General features: G+C 38.3%; 1 protein-coding gene. It reads left to right on the top strand.

Going from position 1 to position 922, the window contains the following annotated elements; all coding sequences use genetic code 11:
• Window positions 1-2: 2 nt before the first annotated feature.
• Window positions 3-922, top strand: a 920-nt coding sequence (locus HJC33_RS15830; RefSeq protein ID WP_171659825.1) for a hypothetical protein, incomplete at its 3' end; no start/stop codon positions are given.

Below are 922 nucleotides of genomic sequence, written 5' to 3'. Positions count from 1 at the left end.
AAATGGCGGACCAACCAGTACATCAGAACACTTCAGATGAGATAGATTTGGGACAATTGTTCCAATTGATTGGAAGAGGGTTTCAAAAATTTTTCACTTTCATTGGCAACATTTTCAAAGGGTTTTTCCATATTTTGATTTTGCTGCTGCTTTTTATCCAAAAGAATTTTATTGTATTGGCGATTGCTATAGTTGTTGGGGGTGTTTCGGGATATTTTTTGGACAATTATTTGCCAGAAAAATATGTTTCCAAAATGGTGGTCGAGCCTAATTTCAATAGTGTGCAGCAGTTGTACAACAATATTGATTTTTATAATGACTTGGCGGAGGCTGAAGATTCAACAGCCTTGGCAACGGCCTTGAACATAACAGAACATGAGGCGGCAAGCATCAAAGAGATTTTTGCGGATTCGTATTCTGACGAAAACCAGAAAATCAAACTTTTTGATGATTTTATCAGTGAGTTGGACACTACGACCATAAAAACCATTGATTTTGAAAACTATCTCAAAAATTTCAATTCTTTGGATGCCAGGTTCCATCAAATCTCAGTGGTCAGCACGGATAATCGAGTAGCAAAGAAAACACAGCCCGCAATAATCAATTCCATTTCGGTCAATGATTATTTCAAGCTCCAAAAGGCGATCAATGATAAGAACCTTTTGCTTCAAGACTCTATTTATAAAATACAGTTGACCGAGATAGATTCCTTACAAAAGCTATATCAGACTGTTTTGGTAAAAGAGGCGGATAAGCCCATGCAGGGCACGAATATCAATTTGGCCGAGAACGGGGAATCACAGAACAAGGAATTGGCATTGGTACAGGAGCGGGACCTTTTAAAGGAAAAGATGGTGGAACTGAACCGAGAGCGAGCCAATAAATCTGAAATTTTGAATATTATCAGTGACTTCCCAACACG

This window comes from Flagellimonas amphidinii (genome assembly GCF_013090115.1).
Classification (GTDB): domain Bacteria; phylum Bacteroidota; class Bacteroidia; order Flavobacteriales; family Flavobacteriaceae; genus Flagellimonas; species Flagellimonas amphidinii.
Note: the sequence above shows the minus strand (reverse complement) of the source record. Positions and strands in the feature narration are given on the sequence as shown.